The organism is Methanothermobacter sp. THM-1 (assembly GCF_009914355.1).
GTDB lineage: Archaea > Methanobacteriota > Methanobacteria > Methanobacteriales > Methanothermobacteraceae > Methanothermobacter > Methanothermobacter wolfei.
In genome coordinates this window covers 1,405,118-1,419,021 of record NZ_CP044013.1, presented here as the reverse complement: position 1 = coordinate 1,419,021, position 13,904 = coordinate 1,405,118, and the positions used below count along the sequence as shown (strand labels likewise).

Genomic DNA, 13,904 nt, shown 5'->3' with positions numbered 1-13,904 from the left:
ATGGGGAGTGAGCATGTCAGAAGAAACAGGATTCGTCGATATAAAGATCTTCCCCCAGAGGCTTCTCAAACCAGAGACAGTTGAGAAGCTGCTGAACAGGATATACGAACTCGACGGGATAGTAAGGGTCCTTGTCCACGGACCATCCATACCAGACAGGGTCTACTATGGACCTGCAAGGGGAACAGAGGTCCGGCACAGCGACAGGAAAACAATAACAGTCAGGGGAGAAGAAGTCGAGCTCAGGGTGAAGGTCGGTGAGATCATCGTGGGCATACTCCCGGAAGCCCTGGCGGAGAGGATGGAAACAATTGAAGAGATCCTGGAAGACGTGCTCCCATGCTCCTACAGGGTATTCGTAGGCGCCTTCACAAAGAAGGACATCACCATATCCGATTACCTCAAATACGGATTGAAATTTGAGGATAAAATAGATCCAAGAGTAATAGGAATGGTTGATCCAAGTTCAAGGTTGAAGGACACGGTTGTCAATATAAAATGATTGTGAGGTTATGATATGTCTTACAAAGCCCAGTACACTCCTGGGGAAACCAGGATAGCTGAAAACAGAAGAAAACACATGAACCCTGATTACGAATTACGTAAATTAAGGGAAATATCAGATGAGGACCTGGTCAAGGTCCTGGGACACAGGAACCCCGGTGAAAGTTACAAGTCCGTGCACCCACCACTCGATGAAATGGACTTTGAAGAGGACATTGTAAGGGACCTTGTGGAACCAATACAGGGTGCGAAGGAAGGTGTAAGGGTAAGGTACATCCAGTTCGCGGACTCCATGTACAATGCACCTGCCCAGCCATACGACAGGGCAAGGACCTACATGTGGAGGTACCGTGGTGTTGACACAGGTACACTCTCAGGAAGGCAGGTTATTGAGATGAGGGAACTTGACCTTGAAGGGGTCTCAAAGGAACTGGTTGAAACAGAACTCTTCGACCCTGCAACAACAGGTATAAGGGGTGCCACAGTCCACGGACACTCCCTCAGACTCGATGAAAACGGTCTCATGTTCGACGCCCTCCAGAGGTACGTCTTTGATGAGGAAACAGGCCACGTCGTCTACGTCAAGGAACAGGTCGGAAGGCCCCTTGATGAACCTGTGGATATGGGCCAGCCCCTGGATGAGGAGGAGCTCAGGAAGATCACAACAATCTACAGGAAGGACAACATTGCTATGAGGGATGATAAAGAGGCAATTGAAGTTGTTGAGAACATACACACCGGCCGTACCATGGGCGGATTTGGTATGGATGTATTCAAGGAAGACCTAAGAAAAAGGCTAGGTGATGATTAATGGATAACGAAAAGAAACTATTCCTTAAGGCTCTTAAGAAGAAGTTTGAGGGAGAAGACCCTGAAGAGAAATCCACAAACTTCTACTGCTTCGGAGGATGGGAACAGTCTGAACGTAAGAGGGAGTTCACAGAATACGCCAAAAAGGCTGCTGAAAAGAGGGGCGGAATACCATTCTACAACCCTGACATAGGTGTGCCTCTGGGTCAGAGGAAGCTCATGGCTTACAGGGTCTCAGGCACAGACGCCTACGTTGAAGGTGACGACCTCCACTTCGTCAACAACGCCGCCATTCAGCAGATGGTGGACGACATAAAGAGGACCGTCATCGTTGGTATGGACACAGCCCACGCGGTTCTTGAGAAGAGGCTCGGTGTGGAGGTTACACCCGAAACAATCAACGAATACATGGAGGTAATCAACCACGCCCTCCCGGGCGGTGCTGTTGTCCAGGAACACATGGTGGAGGTCCACCCTGGAATCGTCGAGGACTGTTACGCCAAGGTATTCACAGGTGACGACAACCTTGCAGATGAACTCGACAAGAGGATACTCATAGACATAAACAAGGAGTTCCCTGAAGAACAGGCAGAACAGCTCAAGAGCTACATAGGTAACAGGACATACCAGGTTAACAGGGTTCCCACAATCGTCGTGAGGGCATGTGACGGTGGTACAGTATCCCGATGGTCTGCAATGCAGATCGGTATGAGTTTCATCTCAGCATACAAGCTATGTGCAGGGGAAGCAGCAATCGCAGACTTCTCATTCGCTGCAAAACACGCTGACGTTATTGAGATGGGTACAATAATGCCTGCAAGAAGGGCAAGGGGACCGAACGAACCTGGTGGTGTTGCCTTCGGTACCTTCGCTGACATCGTCCAGACTTCAAGGGTTTCAGACGACCCTGCAAACGTCTCACTTGAAGTCATAGCAGGTGCAGCAGCACTCTATGACCAGGTATGGCTCGGATCATACATGTCAGGTGGTGTTGGTTTCACCCAGTACGCAACAGCATCCTACACCGACGACATCCTGGACGACTTCCTCTACTACGGTATGGAGTACGTTGAGGACAAGTTTGGAATCTGCGGATCAGAACCAACAATGGATGTTGTGCGTGACATATCCACAGAGGTCACACTTTACAGTCTTGAACAGTACGAGGAGTACCCAACCCTCCTGGAGGACCACTTCGGAGGATCCCAGAGGGCAGCCGTTGCAGCTGCAGCAGCAGGATGTTCAACAGCCTTTGCAACAGGAAACTCCAATGCAGGTGTCAACGGATGGTACCTCAGCCAGATACTCCACAAGGAAGCCCACAGCAGGCTCGGATTCTACGGTTACGACCTGCAGGACCAGTGCGGTGCATCCAACTCCCTCTCAATCAGAAGCGACGAGGGACTTATCCACGAACTGCGTGGACCTAACTATCCAAACTACGCCATGAACGTGGGTCACCAGCCAGAGTACGCCGGTATAGCCCAGGCTCCACACGCTGCAAGGGGAGACGCCTTCTGTACCAACCCACTCATAAAGGTGGCCTTTGCAGATAAGGATCTCTCCTTCGACTTCACATCACCAAGGAAGTCAATTGCAAAGGGAGCCCTCAGGGAGTTCATCCCGGAAGGAGAAAGGGACCTCATCATACCTGCTGGAAAATAATTCCAGCAAAACCTTATTTTTTTAGAAAGAGCTATTCCGGTAGGGAGCACCGTTTTTTTTCTGCACATGAAAAATAATATTCGTCTGGAATAGGTAATGGAATGTATATCCTGTCTTTTTCAGGGTTGAGCTGTTTTTACTGCAGCCTGATGTATATCCTGTGCTTGTCAAGGTCGAGTCTTGTGAGTGATCCCCTGAATTCCCTTGATGTGTTAAGGATGTCAGTTGCCTTTATGCCATCATCAAGGACCTCGATGAGTATAACGTCCTCCATGAGGAGTTCCCCATCATCAGAGTACAGGTTTGATTCACACATACTTTTTCACCGTCTGGTTTTCACTGGATTCAGGGATATGTTTTTATGGAATATAAATTTTTTCATTATTAATCATGTTCTTTTCAATGTTCGCTGGCCACGTACCTGCCATCACCCTCAAGGACCTCACCATCCTCCATAACAACCTGCCCCCTTACAATGGTCATCACAGCCTCACCGGTATATTTGAAGCCCTCAAAGGGTGTGTAGTGGGCTTTACTGTAGAATTCATCAGCCCTTATGGTTCCGGCGGCCTTCAGATCAACAACGGCAAAGTCGGCATCCATACCCTCCCTTATATGGCCCTTGGACCTCAAACCAAAGATCCTTGCAGGTTCCTCGGCAAGCATCCTCCTAACGGTCTCAAGACTCACCCTCCCCATGGACACCAGGGTGAGGAGGAGTCTGAGCACAACCTCAAGGTTAGGTATCCCTGGCGGAGCATCCCACACACCACGCTCCTTCTCCTCGAGGGTGTGTGGGGCATGGTCGGTCCCGATGATGTTGATCCTCCCAAGATCTTCAGGTGAAAGTCCCTCACCCCTCGCCCTCAGGGGCGGGTTTGTCTTTGCAAGTGTACCGAACCCTTCAAGGGACCCTGAGTCCAGGAGGAGGTGGTGGGGTGTGACCTCGCATGTAACATAATCCCTGAAGGGTTCGATGACTTCAAGGGCCTTCCGAGTGCTTAGGTGGCACACATGGACGGGGTGCCCATGGTGCAGTGCAAGCGCCAGGACCTCGGCAACGGAGACCTCCTCTGCAAGGGGGGGCCTTGCAAGTGAATAGGCGAAGGGGTCATCCCGCCCCTCGAGCTTCTCCATGGAGCGCCCTATAACCTCCCTGTTCTCACAGTGGACCGTCACAGGCACCCCTGATGACAGCTCCCTGAGCCTCCTGAAGAGGGCGTCAACCATGGGTATCTCTGCAAGATCCATGAAGACCTTGAAGGATGCGGGTTTTAATTCAAGCACCTCCTCGATTTCTGATGGATCGGAGTAACCTGCATGCAGTCCAAAGTCGACGATGCTCTTACCTTCACCTATCCTTATCTTTCTCCTGAATTCCCTGGCATTATCTGTGGGGGGTATGGTGTTTGGCATGTCAATGACCGTTGAAAAACCGCCATGGGCGGCTGCCATGGATCCTGTCCTGAAGTCCTCCTTGTACTCAAGCCCGGGGTCCCTGAAGTGCACATGGGCATCTATAAGTCCTGGGAGGACGAAATAGCCCTTAAGGTCAATCCTCTCCGAGGCCCTGAGCTTTTCATGGGATATCCTGGCTATCCTTCCATCATCAACACCAATATTCACAATGAGGTCCCTTTCGATCCTGCAGTTCTCGAGTAAAAGGTCAAACATTCATCACACCCGCTCTGAATCTCACATCCACTGTTACACTCACAGAATGCTGATCCCCCACCACAGCATTCACCGTGGTGATGCTCTACATATTTATCTGGTGCTAACCCCTATTAATTAACATGCCCCCTGAACCTTCATTCCTTGAGAGCATCATTGAGAGGGACCTTGAAATAATCAGGCGTGATGCGCATCTGAGGCCCGAGTACGGGGACCACTCCCCTGAACCCATGATAATGGCTGACTTCACAGAGTACTCCCCCTTCCATAAAGGCCACAGGCACTGCATGATGGAGGCAAGGAAACGGTTCCCCGGAGCCCTCTTCGTCGCCATCATACCAGGACCCCTCGAGCGCAGTGGGAGGGGAGTACCCTACATAATGAGCCGGGAGGCGAGGGCAGAGATAGCCATACGCGCCGGTGCAGATATAGCTGTTGAGGGACCCCCCATGGGTGTTATGGGGTCAGGGCAGTACTCCCTCTGCCTTGCAGGGATGTTCAGGGCCCTTGATGCCAACAGGATACCCAGGGGTTATAGGCAGGTCCCTGGCTTTAAAGAGGTCCTCAGGAGAATAAGCCACGGCCACAGGGTCGTCCCAAGACCATACAGGATCGTGGACCTTGATGAGGGCGAAACGGTCCTTGAGGGACCCCTTGAGGAGGACAACTATGTTATAGTTTCACTTGCACGGGCCCTTGGTAAGGTTGGCTTTGACTTCACCGGCAGGTTCATATTCATTGAGAGAATCGGGGGGGTCAGCGGGACACGGATAAGGAGGGCTGCAGCGAGGGACGAGCTTGAATCGGTATCCCACATGCTACCCCCAGAGACACTCAGCGTCCTTGAAGGTGAGATAAGGGAGGGAAGGGCGCCTATGCATGAAATACGCCTTGAGGACAGGATAATCAGGAACGCAGAAACACTCCCCCGGGATGAACTCATGGACCTCAACCTCTTTGATGAGGTAACCGCATTAGCCATTCTAAGGAGAAGGCCCTACAGCAGCATCAAAGAGGTGGAGGCAGCAATACCCGGATCATTCAGCCGGCACCACAGACAGCGCATACTATCGGTCCTTGAGGCAAAGGTTCATAAGGGGCTGATCCATAAATATATAGAAAATTATCCATCCGTAATTCGAATTCTTGGATTTAAGGATAAACAGGTCCTTAAAGAATTTAAAGATAGAATACCACACAGGAGGCTAGAGATATGGCAGTGAATAAAGGAGACTTTATAAAACTTGAATTTACAGGAAAGATCAAGGAGACCGGCGAGGTCTTTGACACAACCAGCGAAGAGGTTGCAAAGGATGCAGGTCTTCAGATAAAGAAAACATTCGGCCCAATACCAATCGTTGTAGGCGGCGGCCACCTTATAAAGGGCCTTGATGAGGCAGTAACGGGTATGGAGGAAGGCGAGGAAAAGCACATTGAAATCGAACCAGAGAACGCCTTCGGTAAGAGGGACCCTAAACTCGTCCAGCTCATACCCATGAGGGAGTTCAAGAAGCAGGGAATAAAACCATACCCTGGAATGGTGCTCACAATCGAGGGCCATGAGGGAAGGGTCCTCAATGTTTCAGGCGGCCGTGTCAGGGTTGACTTCAACCATGAACTTGCAGGCAAAACCCTTGAATATGATGTTAGGGTGGCCGAGATCATCACCGATGATACCGAGAAGGTTAAGAGCATGATCCAGCTCCACTACCCTTCACAGAACATGGACATCGACAAGACAGAGGTCAGGATAGAGGATGGTACGGTGACCATCTACATGGATGAGATGACCAAGTTCGATAACAGGCCATACATGGACGTGACCCTTGCAAGGTTCAGGATATCAAGGGACATCTGGCAGAACATGGAGGGCATTAAAAGGGTTGAATTTGCAGATGTCTTTGAGAAAAAGGATGAGGAAGTCACTGAGGAGGAAGCAGAGGAGTGATCCTCCCCACACCACCCCTCCTGTGAAGTTTCCGCAGGGAGGGAAATTTATTATATTTTCCATTACATACACTAACACATGAAGAGAGGGGGAAACCCCCTATAGAAGATTTCCAGACCCCCGGCGGCTGGGCCCAGGGATAGCGGCCTTCATAATAGCTGCTTTCTATGCTATTTTCAGCATGGTATGGATCCTTGTATCTGACTACAAAGCATACTTGAACGGTAACGTCTCACTTATTTTTGAACTCTCGGTTCTCAAGGGATCCATGTTCATAATCTTAACCTCACTCCTTCTCTACGCACTCCTCAGGACGTATCTGGTCTCTCTCATGGAGAGGGAGGACTCCCTGAGGGCCAGTGAAGAGAAGTTCAGAACCCTCTTCATGGAACTCTCTGTAGGCCTTGCCCTTTTTGATGAAAACTGGGTGATAGTTGAATCCAACCCCCTCATGGAGGAGATCTTCAATGGACCTGTTATAAGTAAAGTCCCCGGTGAACTGGATGGAGGGCTCCTCCCGGAACCTGGAAGGGAATCCCTTATAAGGAGGGATAGTAGGTGGATCCGTGTAAGATTTCAGAAGATCAGAGGGGGATTCCTAGGGATATTTGAGGACGTAACAGATATAAAAAGGTCTGAGGAGGCTGCCAGGGAGTCCCTTGAGAGGAACAGGGCACTGCTCGCCGAACTCCACCACAGGGTTAAAAACAGCCTCCAGCTGATATTAAGCCTTATAAACCTCCAGTCATACAGGCTGAGTGATAAAGAAGCAGCTGAAGCTATGAGGAGCCTTCAGAGGAGGATAAAGTCCATTGCAATCATACATGAGATACTGCTCTCAAGGGGGGATGTTGATGTCGTGGATTTCAGGGACTACACCCTCAGGCTTACATCATACCTCAAGGACCTTTACCGTTCAGATGCAGGGATCATGGTTGATGTCCCTGAACTTGCACTTAACATTGAGACCGCGATTCCCCTTGGAATCATATGGATGAACTTGTATCCAACAGCATCAGGCACCTCCCTGAAGGAGGAGAGATAACCGTCTCCCTTGAAGAGAAGGATGATGGCTTCATACGCTCTGTCACTGACAACGGCCCCGGGCTCCCTGATGACTTCAGTATTGAGGGATCAGGGGGCCTTGGAATGGAACTTGTAAGGAACCTTGCAGCCCAGCTGAACGGAGGGTCAGCTATGAATCCGGTGATGGAACAGCCTTCAGGGTTGAGTTCACCGAACTCAGGTATGCTGAGAGGCTTTAGGTTCCCGGAACCCTATATGCAGCAGGTAACCGGTGTCAGAAGCCGATCCTCCATGAGAGGAACCTTATTATCCTCTGGGGGTCCTCCATTAGTATGCTGATTACATTCTGAAGGCTTCCATAGTAGGGTGCAAGGTAGACCAGGTACAGGATATAGAACAGGCAGACGAGAAAGGCGATGATCAGGATGAAGGTTATGAGGAGCTTCTTAAGGGCCCCCATCCCTTCATCCACCGGACCCTCCACGCTCCTCTCCCGGAATATCCTGTCGGCACAGCTCTGACAGTAGTTCTTACCACCAAGCCTCAGCCTGCACTCCTCACACATTATCCTTCCACATATTATGCATGATGCAATGCCTTCACGTTCCGGGTGCTTGTCACAGTTCAAGGTTAATCACCTGGACGGTTCAATCATGATCTCTGCCTATCACTCCACCCGGGGCCATGTGAGGATCCTGGGCACCTCAACCCTCTCCATCCTCTTCCTTACGGCCTCAGGCCACCTTTCAGTGTCAAAGCCCTTCTGGGCGAGGAAACCATATATCCACCTTGAAAGTCCTATACCGGTACACCCGGTCCATATTTTCCTGTTACGGGCCTCCCTGATTGAAAAGCCCTCTATGAAGTGAGTTCCATGGACATTGGCGGATACAACCGCAACACCCTTATCCCTTCCCGGCAGGGAGAGCCTCATCTCATACTTGGGGACATCAGGGAACTCTATACCCCTCTCCTCCACGCGTCTGCCCTCAAGGTAGAAGGGGTCATCACCGACCTCGGTGTACCATTCAAGTTCAAGTTCATCTGCCAGTTCATGGGACAACTCCACGGTCCTGTCACGGATCTCCTCGGTCTGCCCAGGTGTGCCCAGCCACACCAGCTCGATCCTCTGGAACTCATGGACCCTGTCAAGTCCCTTGGCACCCCCCGCCTCCCAGCGGTAGGTCCAGCCGCTCCTGTCAAAGAACTTTATGGGGAGGTCCTCTGCACTCACAACCTCATGTGAGAGGAACTGGTAGAAGGGCTCGCACTGGGCAGGGGCAATAACATAGCCGGGGTCCTTTATACCCTTCTTCAGGAGCTCCATCGGAACCTCACGGTTTATCACAAGCTCATTCTTGAACCTTTCAAAGGTCTCGGGGTCCCTGCGGGGTGCGCAGCAGTAGTACATCCCCTCAGGGAGGCCCTCAAGGTACCTCATCCTGTTCATCACGTCAAGGGGTATGAGCTTGGGGAAGAGGCACTCAACGAATCCCAGGGGCTTCACAATCCCTTCGATGAGGATGTCCTCAAGGACCCTGTGGAGGGCGGTTATCTGGGGGCCGTAGAACCACTGGCCCCGCCCGGGAAACTTCTTAACCCATCCAAGGCGGACGGCCTCCTCTGTTGGTTCACCATGGAAGAGGAACTCCATCTCCCTGCTCCTTGCAACCACCTCACCGGGTGTTGCCTTTGTCACCTTAACCGTCAGGTCCTTGGTTTCAGTCCCTTCAGCCTCACCTGCGGATGATTCAACAAGGTTTAGGGCGTGCTTCACGACCCTGTCAACCACGTGCCTTCGCAGCTCGGACTCCCCGAGGGGGCTGAACTTAACCCTGATCTTACCATCAGCCACCACGGCCTCCTCCACGAAGGGGAGCTCCCCGAGTCCCGGTATTTCAGAGACCCCTGGCGCATCCATCTCAAGGGTGTAATCCTCCACACTCATACCCCGGACCCCCGCCCTGTATCCGGGTCCAAGGAGCTGCCCAAGGGATTTTTTAAGCCTCAGGAGACCTTCATGTGCACGGACACGCCGCCCTGATTCCATCTCGATGATTATCCGGTCCCCTTCAAGTTTCCATGATTTCACATGGCTCGCCTCTTCCTCTTGGCCCCCTGGAACCCCCCTTCTCAGTATGTCCTCTTCAGCCTCTTTAAAGAACCTTTCAAGGTCTTCCTCTGCTTCAGGAACCTCTCTGCTTAGCTTTATCATGCCTTTAAGTCTGAATTTCATACGATCACCTTATCATACTTTCAACTATCATCTCAGAGAATATCAGATCATCTGCAGTGTTGAGGGCTGTTGAAATGGAATCCGACTCCATATGGAACCTTACCATTGATCCCTGAATTTCAGAGTACACGTAGGATTCGTTTTCCGGTTCGAGGGCTTTCATGACGATTTCTGCTTCCTCATGGTTATCATACTCTGCGGTTACGGTTATCCTCACATTCATTTTAACATTCCTTCTGGTTCTTCATGGATATTATGGTTTCTGAGATCTTTCTTATGGCCCTGTATGCAGCTGATTCAGGGTACCTGCTGAGGGGTTCGCCGTTCATATCAGCCATTATAACGGTTTTATCTGCAGGCACGGTTCCAAGGACGGGTATCCCCATAGATTCAAGCTTCTCCCTTACAAATTCCTCCTCATCCTCACCGGTGACCTTGTTTATGACGGCCATGATCCTTTCTATCCCGATGTCCCCTGCAAGGCCCTTTATCCTTGAAGCTGTTTCAATGGACCTGAGGCCGGGTTCAGCGACCACAAGCATCAGGTCAACGGATTCGGCTGTTTTACGGCCAAGATGCTCTATACCAGCCTCCATGTCAAGGATGACCATCTCATCCTTCCGTACTATGAGGTGCCTCAGGAGGGCCTTAAGGAGTACGGAGGCCGGGCAGACGCAGCCATCACCCCCGTGCTCCACGGTACCCATCACCATAACCCTCAGGTTGGGGCGCCGGGGGTGGGTGACCGAGAGGGACTCAGGAAGGTCGCTTATCCTGGGGTTGAGCCTGAAAACCTCACCGAAGGAGGAACCAGGCTCTGCACCAGTCCTCTCCTTTATAATCCCCCTCATCTCTGCAATGGGGGTTATGTCCTCCATTATCCCTATACTCGATGCGAGGTTCATATCAGGGTCAGCGTCTATTGCAAAAACCCTGAATTCTTCTGAGAATATGCATGCAAGCGTACCTGCAATGGTCGTCTTCCCGACTCCTCCCTTACCAGTTACAGCTATCTTCATGATGACACCATAAACCTTTAAGAGGTATTCCATCCAGATATGTATTTTATATTATTAGAGACCATAACTTATAACCTATTGCTGGAGTCCAAGACAATATTTATTAATGGTTACTGAGATACTCATTTCATAGTTATTCCTCGCGGTCCATCGCGAGCTTGCAGTATTCTCATAGACTTAATTTAGGAGGATTATTTATGGTTCGTGCATACACGAGAAGAGATTATATCAAGAAGATCCCCGGATCAAAGATCGTTCAGTATGATATAGGTAATCTAGCAGCGGAATTCCCCATTTCAATGAGCGTGGCGGTCAAGGCACCCACCCAGATAACCCACAACGCCCTCGAGGCAGCTAGGATAGCATCCAACCGTTACATGCAGAGGCGAGCGGGGAAGATGGGCTACCACCTTAAGATAAGGGTGTACCCTCACCACATTGTCCGTGAAAACCCAATGGCGACAGGTGCCGGGGCTGACCGTGTCCAGGATGGTATGAGGAAGGCATTCGGGAAACCAGTAAGTAGAGTTGCTCTTGTAAAGAAGAACCAGAGGATAATTACAATCGAGACAAACAAGAGGAACTTCAAGGACGCCAAGGAAGCCCTGAGAAGGGCTGCCATGAAATTCCCTGTACCATGCAGGATCGTCGTTGACAGGGGAGAAGAACTCATAAAATAAACACTCATTTTTTTAATTATTCCAGACCTTAAAAGAAAGACCAGGGGATAGAATGGCTAAGTATGTGGCGTTTTTTGAGGAACTCGGTAAGGATGATGTGGGAATTGCCGGTGGAAAGGGGGCTAACCTTGGTGAACTGACACAGGCAGGCATACCAGTCCCTCCGGGCTTTGTTGTAACAGCAGCAACCTATGAAAAGTTCATGGCAGATACGGGCCTCCAGTCCGTGGTCATGGACATGCTGGAGAACCTTGATGTGAACGACACAAAGGAACTCCAGAGGGTATCGGCGGAGATAAAGGATATAATCACATCAACAGAGATCCCGGAGGACATACAGACACTCATAATAGAATCATACAACGCCCTCTGCCAGAGGATAGGGAAGGACGACGTATACGTGGCGATACGTTCCTCGGCCACAGCAGAGGACCTCCCGGAGGCATCATTCGCGGGTCAGCAGGACACCTTCCTCAACATAAAGGGCGCCGAAGATGTCATGGAGTACGTTAGAAAGTGCTGGGCATCCCTCTTTGAGGCAAGGGCAATATTCTACAGGGAAGAGAACAACTTTGACCACTCCAGGGTCTACATAGCCGTCGTGGTCCAGGAGATGGTTGATGCCGAGAAGGCCGGAGTAATGTTCACGGTCCACCCGTCAACAGGCGAGGACAAGATCCTCATTGAAGGGTCATGGGGACTTGGAGAGGCGGTTGTTTCAGGCTCAGTGACCCCCGACACCTACTGGGTTGATAAGAAAACAGGGAAACTCCTTGAATTCACGGTGGGTGAAAAGAACGTCATGTTCACAAGGGAGGATGGAAAAACCGTTAAAAAGGAGGTCCCTGAGGAACTCAGGAACAGAAGGGTCCTCTCCGATGAAGAGATCGCAGCCCTCAACGAGATGGGTAAAAGGATACATGAACACTACGGCTACCCCCAGGACACCGAGTGGGCCATAATGGACGGTAAGGTCTACATGCTCCAGTCAAGACCCATAACAACCCTTGCAGAAGCCACCGGGGAAACCGTGGAGGCGGCGGAGGCAGAATCAGGGGAGGTCCTGGTGAAGGGCCTCGGGGCAAGCCCGGGCATTGCATCAGGTAAGGTCAAGATAATCAGGGAGATCCATGAACTCGACAAGATACAGGTCGGCGATATCCTCGTGACGGTCATGACAACACCGGATATGGTACCCGCAATGAAACGCGCCAGTGGTATAATAACCGATGAGGGAGGAGTCACATGCCACGCAGCCATAGTCTCCAGGGAACTTGGAATCCCGTGCGTTGTGGGTACAGGGAACGCAACCCAGGTCCTCAGGGAGGAACAGGTGGTCAGCATCGACGGTAACAGGGGACTCGTATATGAGGGGCGCGTCCTTGGCGAGGAGAAGGCTGAAGCCGCACCCGAAACCGTCACGGTGGAATCACCACTACTCACGGTAACAGAGGTCAAGGTCAACGTGAGCATGCCTGAAGCCGCCAGGAAGGCTGCTGCAACAGGCGCGGATGGTGTGGGTCTCCTGAGGACCGAGCACATGATGCTCACAACAGGGCTTCACCCAAGGAAATTCATTGAAGAGGGACGTGAGGATGAACTGGTCAGGACCCTGGCCGAGAACATACTCAAGGTTGCGGATGAGTTCTACCCACGCCCGGTATGGTACAGGACCCTTGACGCGCCAACAGATGAATTCAAGACCCTTGAGGGCGGAGAGAACGAGCCCTACGAACACAACCCCATGCTTGGCTGGAGGGGTATACGCAGGGAACTCGACGAACCCGAGATACTGAGGGCAGAGTTCAAGGCAATAAAGAAACTGCATGACCAGGGATACACCAATATAGGCATAATGATACCCCTGGTCCAGCACCCGGATGAACTCCGCAAAGCCAAGGAGATCGCAGAGGAGGCAGGCCTGAAACCCCACAGGGACGTTGAATTCGGTATAATGGTCGAGACACCCGCAGCAGCCCTCATAATAGAGGACTTCATAGAGGTGGGCGTTGACTTCGTCAGCTTCGGAACAAACGATCTTACACAGTACACCCTTGCAATTGACAGGAACAATGAGCACGTAGCGGACCTCTACACAGAGGGCCACCCCGCCGTACTGAAACTCATCGAGAGGGTTATAAGGAAGTGCAACGAGGCAGGTGTTAAGACAAGCATCTGCGGACAGGCAGGAAGCATTCCAAGGATAGTTGAAAAACTGGTTGAACTTGGAATAAGCAGTGTATCAGCCAATACAGATGCGGTTGCAGAGGTAAGGAAAACCGTTGCACGGGCCGAGCAGAGACTCCTCCTGAAGGCAGCGAGGAAACTACTCTAAACTATTT

The 13,904-nt window shown here is 51.2% G+C and carries 15 protein-coding genes; 9 read left to right on the top strand and 6 right to left on the bottom strand.

Annotated elements, in window-relative coordinates; all coding sequences use genetic code 11:
* Window positions 1-13: 13 nt before the first annotated feature.
* The 3 genes from mcrD to mcrA are packed head-to-tail and all read left to right on the top strand — an operon-like array spanning window position 14 to window position 2,979.
* Window positions 14-502 carry a methyl-coenzyme M reductase operon protein D gene (mcrD, locus tag FZP57_RS07350; protein WP_074359403.1) on the top strand — a complete coding sequence of 163 codons (489 nt, stop codon included), beginning with the start codon at window positions 14-16 and terminating at the stop codon, window positions 500-502.
* Between the two features lie 15 nt (window positions 503-517).
* Window positions 518-1,315, top strand: a complete 798-nt coding sequence (gene mcrG / locus FZP57_RS07345; protein ID WP_074359402.1) for a coenzyme-B sulfoethylthiotransferase subunit gamma — start codon at window positions 518-520, stop codon at window positions 1,313-1,315.
* On the top strand, window positions 1,315-2,979 hold the full coding sequence (mcrA, locus tag FZP57_RS07340; RefSeq protein WP_074359401.1) for a coenzyme-B sulfoethylthiotransferase subunit alpha: 1,665 nt from the start codon (window positions 1,315-1,317) through the stop codon (window positions 2,977-2,979). The genes mcrG and mcrA overlap by 1 nt, the downstream gene beginning before the upstream one ends.
* Before the next feature lie 136 nt (window positions 2,980-3,115).
* Here the strand turns inward: mcrA and FZP57_RS07335 are convergent, their stop codons facing one another.
* Together FZP57_RS07335 and pyrC are read right to left on the bottom strand one after the other, a co-directional pair.
* Window positions 3,116-3,295, bottom strand: a complete 180-nt coding sequence (locus FZP57_RS07335; protein WP_074359400.1) for a CooT family nickel-binding protein — start codon at window positions 3,293-3,295, stop codon at window positions 3,116-3,118.
* 83 nt (window positions 3,296-3,378) lie between these two features.
* A complete protein-coding gene (gene pyrC / locus FZP57_RS07330; RefSeq protein WP_191216156.1) occupies window positions 3,379-4,653 on the bottom strand; it encodes a dihydroorotase in 1,275 nt (424 codons plus the stop codon).
* A gap of 122 nt (window positions 4,654-4,775) precedes the next feature.
* On the opposite strand from pyrC, the gene FZP57_RS07325 reads away from it, so the two are divergent.
* From FZP57_RS07325 to FZP57_RS07310, 4 genes are all read left to right on the top strand, one after another.
* Window positions 4,776-5,876, top strand: a complete 1,101-nt coding sequence (locus FZP57_RS07325) for a nucleotidyltransferase family protein (RefSeq protein WP_074359398.1) — start codon at window positions 4,776-4,778, stop codon at window positions 5,874-5,876.
* On the top strand, window positions 5,867-6,601 hold the full coding sequence (locus FZP57_RS07320) for a peptidylprolyl isomerase (protein ID WP_074359397.1): 735 nt from the start codon (window positions 5,867-5,869) through the stop codon (window positions 6,599-6,601). The genes FZP57_RS07325 and FZP57_RS07320 overlap by 10 nt, the downstream gene beginning before the upstream one ends.
* 181 nt (window positions 6,602-6,782) lie before the next feature.
* Window positions 6,783-7,646, top strand: coding sequence for a histidine kinase dimerization/phosphoacceptor domain -containing protein (locus tag FZP57_RS07315; protein ID WP_084531272.1), 864 nt, complete (start codon window positions 6,783-6,785; stop codon window positions 7,644-7,646).
* Window positions 7,592-7,966, top strand: coding sequence for an ATP-binding protein (locus FZP57_RS07310; RefSeq protein WP_191216155.1), 375 nt, complete (start codon window positions 7,592-7,594; stop codon window positions 7,964-7,966). The genes FZP57_RS07315 and FZP57_RS07310 overlap by 55 nt, the downstream gene beginning before the upstream one ends.
* Here the strand turns inward: FZP57_RS07310 and FZP57_RS07305 are convergent.
* From FZP57_RS07305 to FZP57_RS07290, 4 genes are read right to left on the bottom strand one after another with little or no spacing between them, the layout of a single operon-like run.
* Window positions 7,902-8,255: a hypothetical protein gene (locus FZP57_RS07305; protein WP_191216154.1), complete on the bottom strand. Its 354-nt coding sequence runs from the start codon at window positions 8,253-8,255 to the stop codon at window positions 7,902-7,904. The two genes, FZP57_RS07310 and FZP57_RS07305, sit on opposite strands and share 65 nt — an antisense overlap.
* Window positions 8,256-8,294: 39 nt before the next feature.
* Window positions 8,295-9,863, bottom strand: a complete 1,569-nt coding sequence (serS, locus tag FZP57_RS07300) for a serine--tRNA ligase (protein WP_074359393.1) — start codon at window positions 9,861-9,863, stop codon at window positions 8,295-8,297.
* Between the two features lie 4 nt (window positions 9,864-9,867).
* Complete coding sequence (locus FZP57_RS07295; RefSeq protein WP_074359392.1) at window positions 9,868-10,086, bottom strand: KEOPS complex subunit Pcc1; 219 nt, start codon at window positions 10,084-10,086, stop codon at window positions 9,868-9,870.
* Between the two features lies 1 nt (window position 10,087).
* Window positions 10,088-10,882, bottom strand: a complete 795-nt coding sequence (locus tag FZP57_RS07290; protein WP_074359391.1) for an AAA family ATPase — start codon at window positions 10,880-10,882, stop codon at window positions 10,088-10,090.
* Between the two features lie 197 nt (window positions 10,883-11,079).
* Between FZP57_RS07290 and rplJ the strand changes: the two genes are divergently transcribed.
* Together rplJ and ppsA are read left to right on the top strand one after the other, a co-directional pair.
* The gene (gene rplJ / locus FZP57_RS07285; protein WP_074359390.1) at window positions 11,080-11,562 is read left to right on the top strand and encodes a 50S ribosomal protein L16; all 483 of its coding nucleotides are present in this window, start codon (window positions 11,080-11,082) and stop codon (window positions 11,560-11,562) included.
* A 52-nt stretch (window positions 11,563-11,614) separates the two neighbouring features.
* Window positions 11,615-13,897: a phosphoenolpyruvate synthase gene (gene ppsA / locus FZP57_RS07280; RefSeq protein WP_191216153.1), complete on the top strand. Its 2,283-nt coding sequence runs from the start codon at window positions 11,615-11,617 to the stop codon at window positions 13,895-13,897.
* Window positions 13,898-13,904: the final 7 nt, after the last annotated feature.

What these genes read in the sequence shown, in the direction of transcription:
- mcrD (WP_074359403.1), top strand. Translation starts at nt 14, where the DNA reads ATGTCAGAAGAAACAGGATTCGTCGATATAAAGATCTTCCCCCAGAGG.
- mcrG (WP_074359402.1), top strand. Translation starts at nt 518, where the DNA reads ATGTCTTACAAAGCCCAGTACACTCCTGGGGAAACCAGGATAGCTGAA.
- mcrA (WP_074359401.1), top strand. Translation starts at nt 1,315, where the DNA reads ATGGATAACGAAAAGAAACTATTCCTTAAGGCTCTTAAGAAGAAGTTT.
- FZP57_RS07335 (WP_074359400.1), bottom strand. Translation starts at nt 3,295, where the DNA reads ATGTGTGAATCAAACCTGTACTCTGATGATGGGGAACTCCTCATGGAG.
- pyrC (WP_191216156.1), bottom strand. Translation starts at nt 4,653, where the DNA reads ATGTTTGACCTTTTACTCGAGAACTGCAGGATCGAAAGGGACCTCATT.
- FZP57_RS07325 (WP_074359398.1), top strand. Translation starts at nt 4,776, where the DNA reads ATGCCCCCTGAACCTTCATTCCTTGAGAGCATCATTGAGAGGGACCTT.
- FZP57_RS07320 (WP_074359397.1), top strand. Translation starts at nt 5,867, where the DNA reads ATGGCAGTGAATAAAGGAGACTTTATAAAACTTGAATTTACAGGAAAG.
- FZP57_RS07315 (WP_084531272.1), top strand. Translation starts at nt 6,783, where the DNA reads ATGGTATGGATCCTTGTATCTGACTACAAAGCATACTTGAACGGTAAC.
- FZP57_RS07310 (WP_191216155.1), top strand. Translation starts at nt 7,592, where the DNA reads ATGGATGAACTTGTATCCAACAGCATCAGGCACCTCCCTGAAGGAGGA.
- serS (WP_074359393.1), bottom strand. Translation starts at nt 9,863, where the DNA reads ATGAAATTCAGACTTAAAGGCATGATAAAGCTAAGCAGAGAGGTTCCT.
- FZP57_RS07295 (WP_074359392.1), bottom strand. Translation starts at nt 10,086, where the DNA reads ATGAATGTGAGGATAACCGTAACCGCAGAGTATGATAACCATGAGGAA.
- FZP57_RS07290 (WP_074359391.1), bottom strand. Translation starts at nt 10,882, where the DNA reads ATGAAGATAGCTGTAACTGGTAAGGGAGGAGTCGGGAAGACGACCATT.
- rplJ (WP_074359390.1), top strand. Translation starts at nt 11,080, where the DNA reads ATGGTTCGTGCATACACGAGAAGAGATTATATCAAGAAGATCCCCGGA.
- ppsA (WP_191216153.1), top strand. Translation starts at nt 11,615, where the DNA reads ATGGCTAAGTATGTGGCGTTTTTTGAGGAACTCGGTAAGGATGATGTG.